The following is a 16573-nucleotide window of genomic DNA, read 5'->3' as shown; positions in this document are numbered from 1 at the left end:
AAGCCCAGCGAAAGCTGGGTTTTTTTATGGCCTTAAAATCGTGTTGAATTTAGGTTCTGTTGATATTTCATAATGACAGCCAAATAAATATGTAAGCTAAGGCAACTGATTTTTCATAGTTCTGCTTGAGTCTTGCAAATGTATTCTGGATTGTTTTTTTGGATAGATAGCAAGCCAAACTGGGACAACTCTTAAATAAGCTTTTGAAATTGAAAAGATTTGAATGAAATATTTGAAGCAAAGAAAAGTGGTGGAATGGAGCAGAGATAGAATATTACATTATTGAAGAAGCCTTTAGTGGCAGGTTTGTGCGCCTTTAATCAACAACTCATCGGAATTAAAACAAATACGCTATATCTACACTTGTATATTTAATAAGCTTTCTTTGCGCTAAAAAAGCGACACTTATCTTATGGCTTTGGTCAAAAGGTATGCATAAAAACAAATGAATGGACAATAAAAATGGAAAAAAATCTCTGGATCAGGACACTTCTTTGTATGACAGTTACGGTGTCGCCACTTATTTTCGCAGCGACAACCACTGCACCCGTTCCACCCAATAGCCAGCAAGTCTTTTTTGTCGGCAATAATTGGGATGGTACGGTTACAGTGATCAATCCTGCAAAAAACTATCAGAAAGTTGGTGTCATCAATATGGTGCCCGACAAAAAACAACGCCTCACTGAAATTTACCTCAACCCAGTAAAATTAATCGCTTATAGCTATATTCGTAATACGGCAGGAGAGGGAAATGATCAATTGGTCGATGACATGTATTCCACACCAGATGGCAAATCGGTAGTTGCATCACGCCCAAGTTTTGCAGATGTAGTCTCGATTAACATAGCAACAGGGAAAATTAATTGGCGCACACCCGTTGAGGGATTTCGAGCAGACCATATGGCAGTATCCCCTGATGGGCAACAGGTTGCAGTATCAGCGTCTTCAGGAAATGTCGTACATATACTCGATATCAACACAGGCAAGGAGCTCGGGCGCTTTGCCACAGGAGATAAGCCACATGAAAATATTTACTTTGATGGTGGCACAAAAATTCTTAACTCAGCCATAGGTAATGTGGAAACCTCAATGGATGCAGCGTGGCAGGATTTCACTAAAGGCAAACGCTATATCACCATTGCCGATGCTAATAATTTTAAAGTCTTGAAAAAAATTGATTTTCGACCTGCATTGGATGCCTTTGGCCGTAAAGACCTGTCTAACTCAGTTCGACCGATTGTATTTAGTAAAGATGAATCCAAAATCTATGCTCAGGTCTCATTTTTTAATGGTCTGGTCGAATATGATCTCAATCAAGACAAAGTCACGCGCATTGCACAGCTTCCGGGAAGTACAACTATTCCCTCTGATCGCACGAAATGGGTAAATGACTCACGTCATCATGGGCTTTCAATCAGTGGAGATGGTGAAAAACTATGTGTTGCAGGAACGATGGATGATTATGCCACCATCGTCGATCGTAAAACTTTGACCGCGGCGAAATTGATTGCTGCAGGCAAACCGTATTGGGCAACGCAAAGTCCAGATGGTAAGCGTTGTGTCATTTCTGAAAGTGCCACAGATGCAGTAACCGTGATTGATTTTGCAACAGGTGAAAAAGTCATCACAGTTCCAGTTGGCAATCACCCACAGCGTGTTCGTTTAGGTTATGCACCAGCAGGATGGGGCAGTCAGTAAAACAGTTTAAATCAAAAGAAAATGGAAAAATCAGAGTCAAATCGGCTCTGAATTTTTAATTGAAAAACATTTAGAGATTGAATCATGTATAAGAAATGGATTGTTATTGGGTTAGTGGTTGGCTTGATTTTATTGTTGATGATTCAGTTATTAAAACCAAAGCAGCAGGAGGTTCATGAACAGCTACCGTTAGATCAACAAAAAGTGTCTGAAACACGTTCTGAGCGAACTACAGAAAATGTATTGCAGCATTCAAGTTCTAATTCCAAACAATCAATACTCGACAGAGAAACGCACTCTGAGCTATTACAGCAACGTGAACAGGTATATCAACAATTTCAGCAAATAAACACACAGATGAGTCAGGGGCAGCAGCCGAATCAAAATCAAGTACTCGCTTTACTCGAGCAGCAATACAGATTGGTTGAAAAAGGCGTCGTGAACGTGGATGAAGCTATTTCATCTATTCAATATTTACGCCAAATACTTCCCGAAATGGATCGATTTTTAGATGGGCAGCAAGCTAAATTGGAACAACTCAAAAATTGAATAAGGCGGATTAAATCAGCTTTTGAAGGTGAACAAACTTGAATAAAAATTTTTAACTGATGTTACGCAGTAACATCAAAGCGCAATTTGCTTCAAATAAAACAACGATACGCGGTAACGTCATCCGCAAGTGTTTAAGACAGGACTACTTCTAATCAAAAATGTTTTTGTGATGCTTTGAATAATTTGACGGTAGTGAACGAGTTTTGCGGATGACAATGGTTTTGGGTACTTTTGCCGAAACAAAAGTATCTCCAGCCGAAGGCTAATCTCTTTATTTAATCCTTAGATGTAAGACTCCGTCGAATAGGCTTAAAATTATTTTAAAAATACGAAATTACTTTTATGTGCGTAACATCAGTTTTTAAGAAAAGAACAGGAGTCGAATAGCGCAGAAATAGAATAGTGAATTTTTTAGAATATTTTTGAATTGAGTTGAATGCTGAAAATTCATTTAATGACTTGGAAGATAAACACTCCGAAGATGCCGCTGCAAATGTCGTGACCCTGAACCCGATGAGTTCAAGGTGGACGCGACGTACACTCGCTGGGTTTCCCACACGAGGAGGGCATACGCTCAGAATATACAGAATACATCCATAAGTTTAAGTATCGGCAGGGGATTAGACCTAGCTGGCGAACACCTCAGAGATGTACTCAGTATAACGAATTCAGCGTTATTGGCAAATCACCAAACGCTGACAAAGTGTTTAAAATGAAGCAATCGGGCAAAGTATAATCACTAAACCACCGATTAATCAGTCAATTCTTCCACTTGTTCCAAAATATTTTGCAACAAAAGTTCGCAGTTTGCATATTCTTGCAAACTCTTATTCATCGACAGGACTTCTTGCATTAACTCAAGTGCGACCATAATGATCAACTTGCTTGGTTCCATACGTGGCGCTTTACGACGAAATTCATCGTATTTGTCATTCAGCAGCTGCGCTGCACGTTCTAAATCTGCTTGTTGGTCAGAAGTCGTTGCTAAACGGAAACTATGACCTAGAACTTTTAAATCAACTGCAATTTGTTCACTCATGATCAAACTTCCTCATTACTTTCAGTCGGATGTGCCAATTGTTGAATTTCTTGTGCATGTTGATCTTGAGCAGTACCTAAAATTGCTAAACGTTGAATAATCGCTTCAACTTTGGCCTTGGCATGTTCATTTTTTTGTAGCAGACGTTCACGTTCTTGCTTTAAACCTTGAATTTCTTGCTGAGCATGACGTTGTTCATTTTGCATTTTTTCTTTGACGATACGTAACTCATTACGCTCTGCCAAAATTTCCTGAAAACGATTTTTTAGATCAGTACAGCTTTTTTCGAGGCGGCTGTATCGGTCAGCCAAAGCAGTTGCATCAGTATTGAGCTGTTGAAGTTGAGCACGTGAATCAGTTAATTGCTCATTCAGTGTTTCAATTTCTTCTTGTTTCGAGGTGATAATGCCGTTCTTATGTACAATTTGAGCATGATGCTGCTCATTTGATGAGTTTTTCTCATCATGTAAGGCACCATTTTCGCTTTCAAATTGCGCCAGTCGCGTTTTTAAAACGCTAATATGCGCTTGGAGACGCTGTAATTCTTCTAACATAACGTAGTCGCACAGTCTTGCAAACAAAGGTAATATATACGAAGTATAGAGATTGGATAAGCGAATGCAAGACGATATTTCAGGTTGGTCAGATTGGTCCCACAATTTTTCTAAAATTGAAGAAATTTCAAGCCCAAGTGAGTTACATGGTTTACTCACTGGTATAGTTTGTGTGTCACAACCACCGAGTCGTGAAGAGTGGCAACAAATTTTAGCAACACTTGATGTAGCTGAATTAGATGAAGATGCATTGGCATTGTTAACTGAAGAAGCAGAAGATGTTGCTCATTCACTTTCAGATGATGAACTCGACTATCTTCCTTTATTACCAGATGATGATCACTTACTTGGTGAACGTGTGCAAGCCTTGGCAGACTGGTGTGCAGGTGTGGTTCTTGGTTTTGGTTTAGCGGCAGGACATCTGCGTACCAATGAACAAGAATTGATTGAGCATTTACAAGATGTTGCTTCAGTAGAATTTGAAGATTCAGATGATGATGAAGAAGGTGAAGAAAGCTATCAGGAATTATACGAATTTGTTCGTTTAATCCCAGTGAGTCTGTCGATGGGACGTACCAAAGTTGATGTTTCAGAAACACCGTTGCTACAACTGAGCGCTAAAAATTCATCGGCTCAAGTGGGGAATGTGGTTGAAATGTTCACCCCACATCGTCCGAGCTAAGGCATTAATTTTGCTTATATCTATGTGAGGTATTACGTGTTTTTATACATGCCTCACATAGATTGAGAGATTCATATTCAATTGAATCAAAATTTAAACAATATCAGCCAGCAGGTATAAGAAGTATTTAAATGAAGAAATTAACTCAAGCGGATTTTCAAGAACGTCGAGACATCCTTGCGGGTGAAATGGGACTACGTAGTATTGCAATTATTGCCACGAGCAAAGAAGCCATGCGTAATCGCGACGCAGATTATAAATTTCGAGCTGATAGTAGTTTCTTTTATTTAACAGGTTTTGCTGAACCTGAAGCGGTTGCAGTGATTGAAACCTTTGATAGCGAAGAAGAAGGTTATAGCTACAGTTTATTCTGCCGTGAACGTGACCGTGAAATGGAAATTTGGAATGGTTATCGTGCGGGTGTAGATGGGGCAGTAGATGATTATGAAGCCGATGAAGCTTATGCAATTGATTTGCTTGATGAAGAAATTTTAGAAAAATTACAAAATAAAGATAAATTGTTCTATCGAATAGGTCAGCAAGCTGATTTCGATGCTCGTGTGGCGCAGTGGATTTCGGCTGCAAGTGGTGAATCACGTAAGGGTGCAAGTGCGCCTGCTCAAGTCATTCAACTAGATCGCATCATTGATGAAATGCGTTTGCATAAGTCTGATGATGAACTTGAATTGATGCAGATTGCTTCGGATATTTCAGCAGAAGCGCATACCCGCGCCATGCAAACGGTTAAACCGGGCATGATGGAATATGCACTAGAAGCAGAACTGAATTATGTCTTTGGTCAAAATGGTTGTGTACCGTCCTATAATAGCATCGTTGGTGGTGGTGAAAATGGCTGTATTTTGCACTATGTGGAAAATGACAAAGAACTGAAAGATGGTGATTTGGTACTGATTGATGCAGCGTGTGAATATCAGCTATATGCCTCAGACATTACCCGTACTTTCCCAGTCAATGGTAAGTTTAGCCCTGAACAAAAAGCACTTTATAACGTTGTCCTCGATTCGCAAATTGCGGCGATTGATGCGGTACGCATTGGCAACTCTTATAAAGAACCGCATAACGTCGCAGTACGTATTTTAGTTCAAGGCTTACTGGATCTTGGCATTATGCAGGGCGATATTGACGAAATCATCGCAAAAGAAAGTTACCGCCAGTTCTATATGCATGGAACAGGTCACTGGCTCGGTATGGACGTGCATGACGTTGGTTCTTACAAACAAGACGGTGAATGGCGTGCCTATGAAGAGGGTATGGTTGTGACTGTAGAGCCAGGTCTTTATATTGCGCCTGATGATGAAAGCGTTGATGCGAAATGGCGTGGTATTGGTATCCGTATTGAAGATGATGTTGTAGCAACTCAAAATGGTCCACGTGTTTTAACCGCTGCAGTGGTGAAATCTGTAGAAGAGATTGAAGCGCTGATGGCGAAAGCGAAAGCCGCTTAAGTTTATACAGTATTTAAAAAAGCCGGTCAGATGATCGGCTTTTTTTTATCTATAAGCAGTCATATAAATACTAATCATACAGACAATGTTAATTAGCAATGTAGTTGATTTTCTGATGTTAAGTTTTTACAAAAATTAGATATAAGTCTTTTAAAATTAATCGTATAAATTTTTTATTTTAATCATAATTATGGGCGTTAGAAAAGCTGGGGTGGTTATTCCCTTTAATGGCAATCAACAGGATATAGAAAGACTGGTAAATGATTGGCTGGTTTATTTTGAAGAAAACTCAAAATCTGCATTAGATATAGAGTGGCTGACGGATCAGGTTGTTTGTATCAATAGTGCCGGATTAGCGCATTTTGCTTTTACTGAACCTGAAAAATGGAGCAGCTTGCTGAGCAGTGGGTTACCGATTAAATGGATGATATTCTTTGATTTTGCAGACACAAATTCAAGCTATAGCTATGCGCTTTATAAAGAGGGTGCAGAAATTAGATGTGTCATTCAAGCGGAAGAAGATGAACTTTACATGGATGGGCAAATACAAGATTTTGAAAAAGAATGGTTAAACTTTTCAACAAGATATTTATACGAATATGTTGAAAATGGCAAAATTCAAAAAAAATGGATGACTGATTTAAACAGTTTAAAAGAAGAGATCAATGAAGATTTGGAAAGCTATTATCAATATTATTATTTTAGCGAAAAGGATCATTTAATTTATCATACTCAATTGGTTCGGCTGTTATTGATTGAACTCTTTAAAATCTATGTCGGTTTTGAAATCTTTGATAGTGATTATAATCCAGTAAAGAAAATAAAGTTTAAGTATAACAATCAGCGTACTTATGATGATTATTTAAGTTTAGCATCAAGAGGGGATATTGCAGCCCAAATTAAATTGGGTGAAATGTATGAAATGGGATGCGGCGTCGAAAAAAATGATTTAACAGCACAAGGATGGTATCAAAAAGCGGTTGATCAAGGGGATGATGCGGCGATGCTGAAGTTAGCAGCGCTGTTGTTCAAAAAACCATGTAAAACAGAGGTTCATATTGCTTTAGATCTACTGAATCAGTCAGTGGAAAAGGGAAATATAAACGCAAGAACGGCCCTTGCTGAAATATATGAAAAGGGCGAAATTCTTGATCAAGATTATAATCTAGCTATGAACTTGTACAAGCAATCGGCAAAACAAGGCTGTGCAATTGCCCCCCTATAAAATTGGTTTAATGTATGAGCTGGGTAATGGTGTAAATCTAGACTTAAAGATAGCAAAGCGCTGGTATCACCAAGCTGCGAATGCTTTTAATCAAGATGCAGAAATTCGATTACAGAAATTAATCCAGTATTTTAATGCTTAACTTCCTAAGCACCTTATTTAAATTACTGATGTTACTGCGTAACATCAGTTAGGCAGAATAACAAGGCACTTTTTATGAAGGGCGATGTGAATCATTTGAATGAGGAAGCTGATGCTTGAAATTAAAATGATCTGTGGTTGAGCCGGAAATTTAATCGGCTCAGTCATTTTTATTGTGATTTTAAGTGATTCGCTATTTTTTGAGATGAATATTTACGGCGAGAGATGATTTATTTTGTATTTATTCAGTGCAAATACCCGCAACAAATTTGTATTTCATTATAAAAAATCATGCCCTTGATGTAAGATAAAATCCATTACAGATTATATGTATTTCGAGTGAATTTCCTAAATTCGAATACTTGATAAAAAAGGAAGTAAGCATGCAGCAAGAAGTCATCATTGTGGGTGGTGGTATGGTCGGACTGAGTCTGGCATTGATGTTGGCCAAAGACAAAATTGGCGTAAAACTTTTAGAAGCCACTAAATACCCCAATTATGATGATGCAAACCTTGAGCCTTATCACTCGAGTTTTGATGCACGAAACAGCGCCTTGTCACGCCGTACGGTGCAAATTTATCAAGAACTAGGCCTCTGGGATTCTTTGCAGGAACACGCCACACCTATTTTAGAAGTGAATATTACAGAGCAAGGCAGTTTTGGTAAGGCAAGACTCAAAGCAGAACAAGAAAAAGTCGAAAGCTTTGGGCAGGTGATTGAAAATGCATGGTTAGGTCGTGTGTTGCTCGCAGAAGTCAAAAAAGAACCGTTGATTGAATTAATTGATGGCGTGCAAGTGACTTCACTGACGCAAGATGCAGACTTTGCATATATAGAAGCACAGCGTGCTGAAGAACAGCTCAAACTACAATCTAAAATCGTGATTGCCGCAGATGGCCGTGATTCATTCTGCCGCAAAGCCCTAGGCGTTGGCGCATCAGAACATGACTATGACCAAGTGGCGATTGTCACTACGGTGCAAACCTCTAAACCGCATGCTCATGTCGGTTTCGAGCGCTTTAGTCCACTTGGCCCGTTAGCGCTATTGCCACTTCCGGGTGAATACCGCCGCTCAGTGGTTTGGCCTGTTCCTAAAGGAACTGAAGGCGAGTGGATGGGTGATGAAAATGATCAGCACTTCTTAGATGCCTTACAAGAAACCTATGGCGACCGTGCAGGTAAATTCCAAAAAACGGGTAAACGTTTCAGCTTCCCATTATCCCAAGTGCTTGCAGAAAAACAAGCTGTCGGCCGTGTAGTGCTGATGGGCAATGCTGCACATACCATTCATCCAGTGGCGGGTCAGGGTTTTAACTTATGTATGCGCGATGCCTATGTACTGCGTCGTTATTTAACAGAGCAAGTTGAAAAAAATGCCGATTTGGGTGATGCAGCTATGCTGCTGGATTATGAAAAATCGCGCCTGACCGATCAGCAGCGGGTGATTAAATTCTGTGATTCAGTTGTACGTGGTTTTAGCAACCAGAACCCAATTTTAAAATTGATCCGTAATACAGGATTAGTTGCCTTTGACACCATTCCGGGTATCAAGCCTTTGGTCGCGAATTATGCAATGGGGCTAAAAGCATGAGTTTAAATCATACAGATGTACTGGATGCAGTGATTGTCGGCGGCGGCTTGGTCGGTGGCTTAACGGCATTGTTATTGGCGCAGGGCGGTGTGCAGGCTACGGTATTGGATGCGGCACCTATATTGGATGCAGAAAAAACCAAAAGTGTTGCGAATCCTCGAGTTTTGGCGCTCAGTCAAGCCACCATTCATTTACTCAAGACTGTGGGCGTTTGGGAAAAGCTTGCCCGTCAGCAGCCTTATACAGGCATGCAGGTGTGGAATAAAAATGGCTATGGCGAAATCAATTTTGGTCATGTTGCAGATCAAACACCATCAGTTGAGCAAGCTTTAGGTTCAATGGTTGAACCAAGTGTATTGAATTTAGCCATTCAAGAAAAAATGCTAGAACAGCTTGAAGACTACCGAACCCAAGTTAAGGTCAGTCGAGTTGAGCGTGGCGTTGGTGTGTGGATCATTCACCTTGCAGATGGTACCCAGCTCAAAACAAAATTGGTGATTGGTGCAGATGGTGCAAACTCATTTGTCCGTGAGCAATCTTTCATCGATCTAGATGTGCTGGACTATAAACAAGCCGGTGTGAGCTGTGCAATTAAAACCGCCCAACCGCATCAGCATGTAGCGCGTCAAATTTTCTTAGAAACTGGACCTTTGGCATTTTTGCCGATGGCGAGTCTGAAAAAAGAAGAAAGCGGTTATTGGCAATCGATTGTGTGGACCTTACCAGATGATTATGCCGATGAATATGTGGCTTTATCCGATGTTGAATTTACTGCGTTGCTCACTCGAGAAAGTCATCACATGCTCGGCGAGGTCTTAGAAGCAACGCCACGTGCTAAATTTCCATTGAAGGCACGAGCTGCACAGCAATATGTGCATGATGGTCTGGCGTTGATTGGTGATGCGGCCCATGTGATTCATCCGCTTGCAGGACAAGGCGTGAATATTGGCTGTTTAGATGCAGCAGTGCTTTGTGATGTGCTTTTAACCGATAAAAAACGAGGTGTGTGGGCACATGAACAAAGTTTGAAACGCTATGAACATCGTCGTAAAGGGCAAAACGATGCCATGATGCATAGTATGTCCGCAATTGGTTGGTTAGAAACTACCACTTTTTCACCTGTGGTGTGGGCGCGAAACTTTGGTTTAAAACAAGTGGAAAATCAGACAGTTCTAAAAGATGCGTTTATGGCTCAAGCCAATGGTCTGAGTATTCTAAAAGATACAATCTACGCAGCTTAGGTCAAAGTCAGATATTTTTTAGACAGTTGTATAAACAAGGTTACGATTTTGATTAAAAAAGATACGATTTTTTGATTGTGGGTACTAGTCGAAATGCTCAGAGATTGCTAAATTTCTGTTAATTTAAAACCAGCCATTCGCTGGCAAACAGAAGTCATTCGCGGGGAGAACACAATGACTGATATGAATGATTATGATGATCCAGAAGATTCAGTAGTTGATGAAGATGAAGCACAAGCAGCTGAAAAAGGTGCAGGTGACGCAGCTGATTCTGCCTCTGATGGTGACACCTCTGAAGCTGAAACATTAACAGTGACAGCAAAACTAAAACAACGTCAGGCGCTTGAAGATGAAGTTGCTGCGTTCTTAGCGCGTGGTGGTCGTATTACCGAAGTCCCTCCAGACGAATCGGCAAAAGATTAAAAATGAAAAAACACCACGTCATGTGGTGTTTTTTTTGCTTCATTCGCTTGTGCGAGGCTGAAGGTCATTCATTTTTAAACTAAGCATGTTTAGTTATGACGTTGTGTAGTTATTTTAAGTCGTCTTTGGCTTCATATATTTACGACTGATCGCGTAAATAGGATAGAAAACAAAATGCAGTAAAAGCAAAAACATACAATTAATAATAAATGCAGCAATATACGGCGGTGCATGCATGGCCGCCACAGCAGCGACAAAAGATTGAAAAAGTAATACCGCACTCAAAACGACATAAGCCCAATAGCGATGCCTATCCCAAAATTGGCTCAGTTTCAGTAAATTACCGACTACAAAATAGAGGGAACAATATCCACAGACCATCGCAATCGCGCTATGATCGGCCGTCATTTGCTCGCCACTAATATAGTGCGGATAGGGTTGAATGCCAGTATAAATAATATGTGCAAGGGCGGTGAGCCAAACCAGATTAAAGAGAATGAACATCAGCGGTTTTTTGACAGATAGATTTATGGACATGTTATAAGCAACTTTTTTCATTATATTTAAATTATTGTATGGGATAGCTTATGGAACCCGTAGGTCCCATAAGCGGTTCAAATTAAAAATAAAAAAAATTAAGCTTAATCGTTCGCTTGGGTTAACTCTAAAGCACGTTGATAGGCCACTTTCTTTTTAATCCCAGTTAAATCTGCAGCCAACTGAGAGGCAGCTTTAACGGACAAATCTTGAAGTAAACGTGTCAGCAATTTGTCTAACTTTTCTTGCTCTAGGTCTTTTTCTTCGGTCGCACCACCAATAACCAAAACAATTTCGCCTTTTTGCTGATTATGATCAGATTCGACAAAATGAACCAATTCACCCAACGACATTTTTTTAATGGTTTCAAATGTTTTGGTAATTTCACGTGCAAAGCCTACAGGACGATCGGCACCAAAGACATTCGACATATCTTTTAGGCAATCCACAATACGGTGCGGCGCTTCATAAATAATCATGGTTTGAGTTTCGTCTTTCAGTTTTTCTAGTGCTAAAAGACGTTGTGACTGTTTAGAAGGTAAAAAGCCTTCGAAACTAAAACGGTCACTGGGCAGACCGACAGCACTGAGAGCTGCAATGGCAGCACAGGCACCCGGCACAGGAATGACACGAATATTTTTTTCTTGTGCAGCACGAACCAGTTTAAAGCCGGGGTCACTGATCAATGGTGTGCCTGCATCACTAATCAGCGCCATATTTTCACCCTTTTCTAGGCGTTCAATGAGCTGGTCTATTTTGTTGCTTTCGTTATGGTCGTGACAAGCAGTTAAAGGCGTATTGATACTAAAATGTTTAAGTAATTGTGCGGAAGTTCGTGTATCCTCGGCGGCAATAATTTTAACCGACTTCAATACCTCAATTGCACGATAACTAATATCATCTAAGTGCCCGATTGGAGTTGCAACAACAAATAACTGAGCACTCATAGGTTTCTCCATGTTGGATAATAAGAACAAAATTTTGGGTCTTTGCCTTTTAAGCAGTCTGTTTACTGCTGCACAGGCAGACGTCTTGGTCATTCTACCTGAATCTGGCCCTATGGCGCGAGCCGCATCCAGTATTAAGCAAGGTTTCAATAGTGCATATCAATCGTCAGACTACAAAGTACCCATTAAGTTTGTAGATTCAAATCAAAAGCAAATTGCAGCGATATTGAAGCAACAGGTAAATAAAAAAACTCAATTGGTGATTGGCCCTTTAGCACGCCAAGATGTTGAAGCACTTGTAAAAGCAAAGCCTAAAGTCCGCGTGTTGGCTTTAAATGAAACGACCAGCCAAATTCCAAACGTCTGGCAGTACAGTCTATCGAAACGTGATGATGCTTTAGCACTCCAAAAAGTCTTCGAAAAAGACAAATTAGCGCAAGTGATAGTGTTACGTCAGCCCGCAACTGAGGCAGAACATGAATTATTGCTCATGTCCTTAATCAGCCAAAGTTCAGTGCCGATTCAAGTGGTTGAACAGCTCCCAACGAAGCTGGACAAAAATCAAGGGGTGCTGTTGCTGGGCAATAATGAATGGTTAAACAGTCAAAAAAAACTACCTAAAGCAAAACTATATACCGTTGCCAATGCGATTGAAGCCACAAAGCCCATTCCTGTAGGGCTGAAATTTTGTGATGCACCTGCCTTGCATGACGCACGTTGGCCTGACCTGATCCGAGCTTATGAGGAAAATCCAGTAGATATGCCATATCAACGTCTTTTAGCTTTTGGCGGAGACACATGGCATATCGCAAAACAATATTTGCAAGAACCGAAATTAAAAAGCATTGAGTTTCAGGGAAGAACAGGGCTAATCAAAATTAGTCAAAACAATATTCAGCGTGTTCCTCACTGCTATGAGCGAAGTAAAAAAGGCATCGTGGCAATCTCACTTTAGGGATGAAATGATGCAGCTAAACTTAGAGCAGATGAATTTGGGACAGATGAATCTGGGGCAGTGGGCAGAACGGCAAGCGCTGCATTTGGTTGAGCAGCAAGGCTATGTACAGGTGCAACAGAATTATCATAGTCGTTATGGTGAAATTGATTTGATCATCACACGTGGTCAAGAATTGGTGTTTATTGAAGTTAAAGCTCGTTCGCATACCCGTTATGCCCAAGCCATCGAAAGTATCTCTATTCATAAACAACGTAAGATGATGAAGACTGCGTTGCATTTTTTAAATGAACAGTCACATTTTCAAAATTATTATTGTCGCTTTGATGCAATTTGTTTTGATTTTTATCAACACTTTGCAAAAACACTACAGCAAGACTTTTCTAAATACCCGTATCATCAGCAATGGATTGAAAATGCTTTTACTTTTGATCAAGAGTTGATTAATCTTTGATAAAACAAACTGTGTAAACGCATAGAAAAATACGTGTGGAAATTTGAGGAGTCGTGCTGAGTGGTTAAGCGTATTGCAATAACGATGCTTTGTGTCGCAAGTTTATCTGGCTGTGCGAGTTTTATTTCGAATGGAACAGGATCAGCACCTGTAGGAACTGAAAGCGGCGCACGCTCATTGGGACAAGTTTTTATTGACTCTTCCATTGTTCGAACAGCAAAAATTAACTTATATAAATTAGATACTCGTTTTAAACAGTCACGTGTCAATATTGAAAGTTTTCATGGCAATGTCTTATTGACTGGGCAGGTGCCAGATAATCATTTAAAAGAATTGGCAGAAGAAAATGTCCGTTCAATGAGTGATGTCAAAACTGTACATAACTATATTACAGTGGGTAATCAGATCAGCTATAGCACCATCATGCAAGATACTGCGGTCACTGCGAATACCCGTGGTTTGATTATGAAAGCGCCTGTGGTATCTGACAGCAAAGTACACATTCATACTGAAGATGCTGTTCTTTATGTGATGGGCCGTTTAAACAGTGCGGAAATCACAGACTTAAATCAAATCTTGCAACAAGTGGGTAATGTAACGCGAATTGTCACTTTAATCGATAATATTGATCAGAACCCAAATCCACAGGCACGTTCAATTAACTCAAGTTACACCACACCTGCTGTAGGTAATGTGCAACCTGAAGTACAAACGCCTGTAGCGATAGATCCGGATGCTGTCGATCCAAATGCTCAATAAAATGTCGGAAATGATGCTGTAAAATATGAATCAATGGTCTCTGCGGCTTCAGCAAAAAATGGATTTGGCTAAATCTTTATACCGAAATTTTCGGTTATATGATTTTGGCAGTTATGCATTAAATCGACTGACACCCAAACAAGGATATCATGTTCAAAACAATATCCCTTATGGTCTAAAAGCGCGCCATCGCCTAGATTTGTATCGCACGTCAGCACCTCGTCAGCAACGTCCACTCATCGTGTTTGTACATGGTGGAGCGTGGATGCATGGTGACAAAAAGGATTATGGATTCATTGGTGAAGCTTTTGCCAAAGAAGGCTTCGATGTTGCTGTCATTAATTACCATCTCGCACCTGAATATATTTTTCCGGCTTCAATTGATGATCTTAGCCTTGCATTAAACTATTTGACGCAGTCTCAGCATAAGTTGCAGATTGAAGTGGAAAATGTGGTGTTAATGGGACATTCGGCAGGGGCATTTAATGTCATGTCTGCACTGTATCATCCGACGCCTTATCAGCTACAAGTGAAAGAGAATATTCGTGCAATTGTGGGATTGGCAGGGCCATATCATTTTGATTATAAAGGTGATCCGATTTGTGCAGATGCCTTTGATCAAAATGTACCTTATCAACAAGTGATGCCATATTATTTTGTTGAGCATAATCAAGTGAAGCATTATCTATTCACTGCGGACAAAGACAATATCGTTGGCTATAGCAATAGTGAAGATTTAGATCGTCGATTAAAAGCCTCAGGCAACCACAGTCAGTTGATTCAAATCCCACGTGTTGGGCACATCACGATGATTGGTTCAGTTTCGAGTTTATTTAGTCGCTTCTTTAAAACCAAAGCTGAAATCATGCGTGTACTCGATGAAATTAGTCCACGCTAGTAGATAGCTTTCATAAGTCAAAAAAATGATCATTAATTCGTAGCAAGATTAATACTGAAAGCCCTTCTTCCTCTAAGATGAGGGAAATTTTTCATATAAATCCTCTCCTTCTTGCGCGTAATTATGCTCATCCTTGAAAAGGAGAGGGAATATTTTTTGTGAATTAAGTATTGATTTAAAATTGATTTATGAAAGAAGTTTAGTGTTTGACGTTAAATACTAATTTAAGTAATAAAAAAACCACCATATTTTGGTGGTTTTTTTCTTCTTAGATTTGAATTCCAATTAGGCAGATTTCGCGTAAATATTGGCTTGTATCCACAGATTGCCACGAATATATTGCCCAACATTGAAATCTTTATGCGCCGGATTTCGTGTTGCAACACGAACAATCACCGCTTCTTGGTTTTCTTCGTGGATTAAGGTCACATCATACAGCGTATAGTCTTGCTCTTTAAATTGCATGGCAGTTTTGCCAACAATATGCCCTTGGAACCAAGCTTCGTCTTCTTGGCCAAGATTTTCACCATATAGGTATGCAACCATTTTAGAAAAATCGACGGTGACTGGTGCTTTGTCATCTTCAGACTTCGGTTGCCACGCTTTAATCTGTTCGTGTAAGTCTGCAGGGGCAACACCATTATTTGCTGTCAAGATATCGTTTAAAGCACGATGATGTTTTATCGATGCAGGATCGTCAACGACGAGCTGTTCATGTTCAGCGACAGCTTCAAGTTCATAGGCCCAAGCATTGAGTTGCACACTGTAGCTTGCATCTTTTTCATATTGGTCGTGATTGACGCTATATAAACTATCAAAAGCATACACACTGGTATTTGCGCCTAAGTCGAGGCAAAGCACAGCTTGCGTATTGGATTTACAGGTAATAATACGTTCAATGGTGGCTTTGGTTTTATATGGGCTATCAAAACTTGGAAATGCAGTTTTAACGGCTTTAGGTTTATTATTTTCTACCGCAATCACTTGGCACAGTTGAATCGACGCTTGTGATGGACCTTGAATCAGCCAGGTACTTTGATCCATATCAGATTCTTGTGCGCATAAGCCCATCGGCATAATGGGTGCATCCAATGCCTGACCCAGCCAAACTGGTACATCCGTTGTCGGGTTGCCTGTAAGCAAATTCCAATGTTCAACATGACTACCAAAAGTTTGATCTTCAATAGTGATAATTTCAGGGCTATTTTGTTTTTTCATATGCACAATTGATATTGGGTTGGTTTCATAATTAATAAATCGAGGGTTATTTGAAATTTTCAAGTCACCGACGTCATATTTATCATGAAATCATGCATAAAAAATGTTTTCAGTAGGATTTAAGTGTAAAAGCCTTGGGAACTTGGCTTAAGTTAGGCACATTTTGCAGCTTTTCGATTCTCATGATTAGAG

17 protein-coding genes, 1 other RNA gene and 1 pseudogene are annotated in these 16573 nt (G+C 40.0%); 12 read left to right on the top strand and 7 right to left on the bottom strand.

Annotation, left to right across the window (positions count from 1 at the left end; translation table 11 throughout):
• Window positions 1-67 precede the first annotated feature (67 nt).
• Window positions 68-169 (bottom strand): annotated as a pseudogene (locus FTU79_RS16700) (IS5/IS1182 family transposase); the annotation flags it as partial.
• A 329-nt stretch (window positions 170-498) separates the two neighbouring features.
• Here FTU79_RS16700 and FTU79_RS01155 point away from each other — a divergent pair.
• Window positions 499-1698 carry a YncE family protein gene (locus tag FTU79_RS01155; protein ID WP_257223193.1) on the top strand — a complete coding sequence of 400 codons (1200 nt, stop codon included), beginning with the start codon at window positions 499-501 and terminating at the stop codon, window positions 1696-1698.
• Between the two features lie 84 nt (window positions 1699-1782).
• The gene (locus tag FTU79_RS01150; RefSeq protein ID WP_180048739.1) at window positions 1783-2247 is read left to right on the top strand and encodes a hypothetical protein; all 465 of its coding nucleotides are present in this window, start codon (window positions 1783-1785) and stop codon (window positions 2245-2247) included.
• Between the two features lie 472 nt (window positions 2248-2719).
• On the opposite strand, the gene ssrS is transcribed toward FTU79_RS01150, so the two are convergent.
• From ssrS to FTU79_RS01135, 3 genes are all read right to left on the bottom strand, one after another.
• Window positions 2720-2902: non-coding RNA, 6S RNA (ssrS, locus tag FTU79_RS01145), on the bottom strand.
• 99 nt (window positions 2903-3001) lie between these two features.
• Entirely contained in the window at window positions 3002-3289 is a 288-nt protein-coding gene (locus tag FTU79_RS01140) for a cell division protein ZapA (protein WP_168378082.1), read from the bottom strand.
• Between the two features lie 2 nt (window positions 3290-3291).
• Window positions 3292-3843: a hypothetical protein gene (locus FTU79_RS01135; protein WP_180008929.1), complete on the bottom strand. Its 552-nt coding sequence runs from the start codon at window positions 3841-3843 to the stop codon at window positions 3292-3294.
• A 64-nt stretch (window positions 3844-3907) separates the two neighbouring features.
• Between FTU79_RS01135 and FTU79_RS01130 the strand changes: the two genes are divergently transcribed.
• From FTU79_RS01130 to FTU79_RS01105, 6 genes are all read left to right on the top strand, one after another.
• Window positions 3908-4525, top strand: a complete 618-nt coding sequence (locus FTU79_RS01130) for a UPF0149 family protein (RefSeq protein ID WP_180048738.1) — start codon at window positions 3908-3910, stop codon at window positions 4523-4525.
• Window positions 4526-4656: 131 nt separating this feature from the next.
• The gene (gene pepP, locus FTU79_RS01125; RefSeq protein ID WP_180048737.1) at window positions 4657-5991 is read left to right on the top strand and encodes a Xaa-Pro aminopeptidase; all 1335 of its coding nucleotides are present in this window, start codon (window positions 4657-4659) and stop codon (window positions 5989-5991) included.
• Window positions 5992-6181: 190 nt separating this feature from the next.
• Window positions 6182-7216, top strand: coding sequence for a tetratricopeptide repeat protein (locus FTU79_RS01120; RefSeq protein ID WP_180048736.1), 1035 nt, complete (start codon window positions 6182-6184; stop codon window positions 7214-7216).
• 524 nt (window positions 7217-7740) lie between these two features.
• Complete coding sequence (gene ubiH, locus FTU79_RS01115; RefSeq protein WP_180048735.1) at window positions 7741-8949, top strand: 2-octaprenyl-6-methoxyphenyl hydroxylase; 1209 nt, start codon at window positions 7741-7743, stop codon at window positions 8947-8949.
• A complete protein-coding gene (locus tag FTU79_RS01110) occupies window positions 8946-10190 on the top strand; it encodes an FAD-dependent monooxygenase (RefSeq protein WP_180048734.1) in 1245 nt (414 codons plus the stop codon). The genes ubiH and FTU79_RS01110 overlap by 4 nt, the downstream gene beginning before the upstream one ends.
• Window positions 10191-10364: 174 nt before the next feature.
• Window positions 10365-10613: a hypothetical protein gene (locus tag FTU79_RS01105; protein ID WP_078189169.1), complete on the top strand. Its 249-nt coding sequence runs from the start codon at window positions 10365-10367 to the stop codon at window positions 10611-10613.
• 114 nt (window positions 10614-10727) lie between these two features.
• Here FTU79_RS01105 and FTU79_RS01100 read toward each other — a convergent pair whose 3' ends face one another.
• Window positions 10728-11150: a hypothetical protein gene (locus tag FTU79_RS01100; protein WP_180048733.1), complete on the bottom strand. Its 423-nt coding sequence runs from the start codon at window positions 11148-11150 to the stop codon at window positions 10728-10730.
• 104 nt (window positions 11151-11254) lie between these two features.
• The gene (rsmI, locus tag FTU79_RS01095) at window positions 11255-12097 is read right to left on the bottom strand and encodes a 16S rRNA (cytidine(1402)-2'-O)-methyltransferase (protein WP_078189168.1); all 843 of its coding nucleotides are present in this window, start codon (window positions 12095-12097) and stop codon (window positions 11255-11257) included.
• 10 nt (window positions 12098-12107) lie between these two features.
• Here rsmI and FTU79_RS01090 point away from each other — a divergent pair, with 10 nt between their 5' ends.
• From FTU79_RS01090 to FTU79_RS01075, 4 genes are read left to right on the top strand one after another with little or no spacing between them, the layout of a single operon-like run.
• On the top strand, window positions 12108-13052 hold the full coding sequence (locus FTU79_RS01090) for a penicillin-binding protein activator (RefSeq protein WP_180048732.1): 945 nt from the start codon (window positions 12108-12110) through the stop codon (window positions 13050-13052).
• Between the two features lie 46 nt (window positions 13053-13098).
• Window positions 13099-13506 carry a YraN family protein gene (locus FTU79_RS01085; protein WP_180048774.1) on the top strand — a complete coding sequence of 136 codons (408 nt, stop codon included), beginning with the start codon at window positions 13099-13101 and terminating at the stop codon, window positions 13504-13506.
• Between the two features lie 60 nt (window positions 13507-13566).
• Window positions 13567-14265 (top strand): BON domain-containing protein, encoded by a 699-nt coding sequence (locus FTU79_RS01080; protein WP_078192932.1) that lies wholly within the window; start codon window positions 13567-13569, stop codon window positions 14263-14265.
• Between the two features lie 25 nt (window positions 14266-14290).
• A complete protein-coding gene (locus FTU79_RS01075) occupies window positions 14291-15163 on the top strand; it encodes an alpha/beta hydrolase (protein WP_180008944.1) in 873 nt (290 codons plus the stop codon).
• 285 nt (window positions 15164-15448) lie between these two features.
• Here the strand turns inward: FTU79_RS01075 and FTU79_RS01070 are convergent, their stop codons facing one another.
• A complete protein-coding gene (locus FTU79_RS01070) occupies window positions 15449-16381 on the bottom strand; it encodes a hypothetical protein (protein ID WP_168378073.1) in 933 nt (310 codons plus the stop codon).
• Between the last annotated feature and the right edge of the window lie 192 nt (window positions 16382-16573).

The organism is Acinetobacter sp. YH12144 (genome assembly GCF_013418345.1).
Classification (GTDB): domain Bacteria; phylum Pseudomonadota; class Gammaproteobacteria; order Pseudomonadales; family Moraxellaceae; genus Acinetobacter; species Acinetobacter amyesii.
Note: the sequence above shows the minus strand (reverse complement) of the source record. Positions and strands in the feature narration are given on the sequence as shown.